Raw genomic sequence first — 3,040 nt, forward strand, 5'->3', positions numbered from 1 at the left:
CGCCGCGGCGCCAAACTGATCTACGCCTACGCCGAGGCCACCGTCCCGCTGATCACCATCATCACCCGCAAGGCCTTCGGCGGCGCCTACGACGTGATGGGCTCCAAGCACCTGGGCGCCGACCTCAACCTCGCCTGGCCCACCGCCCAGATCGCCGTCATGGGCGCCCAGGGCGCGGTCAACATCCTGCACCGCCGCACCATCGCCGCCGCCGAGGACCAGGACGCCACCCGCGCCCGCCTCATCCAGGAGTACGAGGACACCCTCCTCAACCCCTACACCGCGGCCGAACGCGGCTACATCGACGGCGTCATCATGCCCTCCCAGACCCGCGCCCACGTCGTCCGCGGCCTGCGCCAGCTCCGCACCAAACGAGCCTCCCTGCCCCCCAAGAAGCACGGAAACATCCCGCTCTAGAACCCCGCAGACCCGGATCCTGGGAGCAGACATGACGATCAAGGTCGTACGGGGCAATCCGACCCCGGAGGAGCTGGCCGCCGCGCTGGCGGTGGTCCGAGCGCGCGCCGCGGCGGTGGCGTCCGCCCCGTCCGGCGCGTCCGGGCCGCGTGACTCCTGGTCCGACCCCGCCCGCATCGCCGCGCACCGGCTCCCGCGGCCGGGCCCGACGTCGTGGGGCCGCAGCTGCTGGCCGGGCTAGACCCGCGTCGGCACACGAGAACCCTTGACCCTTGATCCCCCTGCGGACCCTGTCCCAGGGGGATCCCGGCTTCCTGGGCAGCTGCCCCGCCCTGGCCCTGGCCCTGGTCCTGGCCCTGGCCCTCCAAAGGCGGCACGGGAGCCGCTTTCACAGGATGCGCGCAAGTTGAGTACGCGTACTCAGGCGTCCGGCCGCCCCGTCGTCGCACGATCGGGAGCATGCTGTGGTCCGACCCCGAGAACGAACCCCCCAAGGATCTCCGCGACATGCAGGACATGTTGCGACGCCTGGGCGTTCTCCTGGCGCTGGCCATGGTGGTCGCGATGATCCTGGTGGGCGTCCGCTGATGTCCGTCCGGCAGCCGAAGCACGGGCGGATCGGCGCCGATACCCTGATCTCATGACCGATCAGCCGCGCCGCCGTCTCGTCCTCGCCTCCCAGTCCCCCGCCCGGCTCAATCTGCTGCGGCAGGCCGGACTCGCCCCCGAGGTGATCGTGAGCGGGGTCGACGAGGACGCCGTCACCGCACCCACTCCCGCCGAGCTGGCCCTCGCGCTGGCCGAGGCGAAGGCCTCCGTCGTGGCGGCGCGGCCCGAGGTCCAGGGCGCGCTCGTGATCGGCTGCGACTCCGTGCTCGACCTGGACGGCCAGGCTCTCGGCAAGCCCGCCGACGCCGAGGAGGCCACCGCGCGCTGGAAGGCGATGCGGGGCCGGTCGGGCACGCTCCAGACGGGGCACTGCGTCTGGGACACGGCGCAGAAGCGGTGGGAGTCCGCGATCGCCTCGACCGTGGTCCGCTTCGGCGAACCGACGGACGCGGAGATCGCCACGTACGTCGCCTCGGGCGAACCCCTGCACGTGGCGGGCGCGTTCACCCTGGACGGCCGCTCGGCGCCCTTCATCGAGGGCATCGACGGCGACCACGGCAACGTCATCGGCATCTCGCTGCCGATGGTGCGCCGGCTGCTCGGCGAACTGGGCGTCGGCATCACGGAGTTGTGGACACCCCGGGAGGCATGAGGACCACGGACCGGAGCATCCGGTCAGGCAGTCCGCCGACCGGCCACTCCGGGAACGTCCTTACGGCAGAGGGCGGTTGAGGCCCGGACGCCCGCGTGCCTCAACCGTCGGCCACCCGGACACCCGGACGTCTGAACCCCGGGGCGCCCGGACGCCCGGTCGCCCGGTCGCCCGCAGGTCTGCACCCGGGGCGGCCGGACGGCCGAGGGAACGATCGGAAAACCGTCAGGACGCCGAAGAGGCGGACACCGCGACCGCGGCTTCCTCCACGTCTGCGCCCTTCGCCTCGGCGCTCGTGACCTCAGCGCCCGTCACGTCGGCGCTCGTCACGTCGGCGCCCGTCACCTCCGTGCCCTTCGCTCCGGCACCCTTCGCCCCGGCGCCCTTCCCCAGGTCGACACTCCCGGCGGCGACGCCCTCACCGAGGCCGGCGCTCCCCTCCTCGGCCGCGTCCCCCTCGCCGTCACCGGTCCCGCCGGTCTCCGGCGCGGCGTCGACGGGGCCGGTCTCCCGGCCGGCGTACGCCAGGAGGGTGAACACGACCAACGCGAGCACGACCATCATGAAGGCGAACGCCCCCCAGCCCACCAGGCCCACCGTGAAGGCGCCGAGCAGGGCGTGCACCACGGCGGCGCTGATCAGCAGGACACGCCCGAGAAGGCCCGGAGGGCGCTGCCGGAGCGCGACCAGCAGGGCCGACACGGCACAGGCCAGGAAGTAGAGACCGAAGACCAGACCGCCGATCTTCGACGACCGCGCCATCATGTCGGAGTCGAGTCCAGCCATGGACATGTCCTGGCGGTCGACGATCACGCCGAGGAACCAGTTCAGGAGGGCGATACCTATCGCCTCCACGAAGAGCACGATCGCCGCCACCCACACCAGCGGTCTGCGCACCACCGGCCCCACCCACTTCCGCGTGCTGTTACCCCAAGTACGACTTAGACATCCCGAACGCTACTAACGGGTAAACCCGGGGACAAGGGTTCGGCCGAGGGCAAAGAATCGTTGGGCCATTCGTAGGGACTCGACAAAGAATCGTTGTGGGCCGCAGCACGGAGCCACAGAGACCTTGACCACACCTGAGGGCTAGGGTTCAGGCAGGGATTCCCGCGTGCCATGGCACGACAAGGGATTTCGCGGGTAGGGCGAGCCTCGTATCACGCTCCGTGTGGGCAAGCTCACCACTGGGGACAGCTCGAAACGTCGTGTTGGCTGTCCCTAAACTCGGCTTGTTTTCAAGGAGGGAGCCATCGTGCGCAAGGTGCTCATCGCCAACCGTGGCGAAATCGCTGTCCGCGTGGCCCGAGCATGTCGGGATGCCGGGATCGCGAGCGTTGCCGTGTATGCGGAACCGGACCG

General features: G+C 70.8%; 5 protein-coding genes and 1 pseudogene. 5 read left to right on the top strand and 1 reads right to left on the bottom strand.

Translation table 11 applies throughout. The features are described 5' to 3' along the window. The 4 genes from ACFYW9_RS41325 to ACFYW9_RS41340 all read left to right on the top strand — a co-directional run. Nucleotides 1-417, top strand: a 417-nt coding sequence (locus tag ACFYW9_RS41325) for a carboxyl transferase domain-containing protein (RefSeq protein WP_389160349.1), incomplete at its 5' end; no start/stop codon positions are given. A gap of 31 nt (nt 418-448) precedes the next feature. Beyond that, complete coding sequence (locus tag ACFYW9_RS41330; RefSeq protein ID WP_328448876.1) at nt 449-658, top strand: acyl-CoA carboxylase epsilon subunit; 210 nt, start codon at nt 449-451, stop codon at nt 656-658. Nucleotides 659-876: 218 nt separating this feature from the next. Next, nucleotides 877-1,005: a morphogenic membrane protein MmpB gene (gene mmpB, locus ACFYW9_RS41335; protein ID WP_328448878.1), complete on the top strand. Its 129-nt coding sequence runs from the start codon at nt 877-879 to the stop codon at nt 1,003-1,005. A 52-nt stretch (nt 1,006-1,057) separates the two neighbouring features. Then, entirely contained in the window at nt 1,058-1,678 is a 621-nt protein-coding gene (locus tag ACFYW9_RS41340; RefSeq protein ID WP_351876369.1) for a nucleoside triphosphate pyrophosphatase, read from the top strand. 459 nt (nt 1,679-2,137) lie between these two features. Here the strand turns inward: ACFYW9_RS41340 and ACFYW9_RS41345 are convergent. Continuing rightward, nucleotides 2,138-2,578 (bottom strand): annotated as a pseudogene (locus ACFYW9_RS41345) (hypothetical protein); the annotation flags it as partial. 355 nt (nt 2,579-2,933) lie between these two features. Between ACFYW9_RS41345 and ACFYW9_RS41350 the strand changes: the two are divergent. Next, on the top strand, nt 2,934-3,040 hold a 107-nt coding region (locus ACFYW9_RS41350; RefSeq protein WP_324603837.1), incomplete at its 3' end, for a biotin carboxylase N-terminal domain-containing protein.

The sequence above is a fragment of the Streptomyces sp. NPDC002698 genome (assembly GCF_042888945.1).
GTDB lineage: Bacteria > Actinomycetota > Actinomycetes > Streptomycetales > Streptomycetaceae > Streptomyces.

Coding starts and splice junctions, on each gene's coding strand:
- ACFYW9_RS41330 (WP_328448876.1), top strand. CDS start 449: ATGACGATCAAGGTCGTACGGGGCAATCCGACCCCGGAGGAGCTGGCC.
- mmpB (WP_328448878.1), top strand. CDS start 877: ATGCTGTGGTCCGACCCCGAGAACGAACCCCCCAAGGATCTCCGCGAC.
- ACFYW9_RS41340 (WP_351876369.1), top strand. CDS start 1,058: ATGACCGATCAGCCGCGCCGCCGTCTCGTCCTCGCCTCCCAGTCCCCC.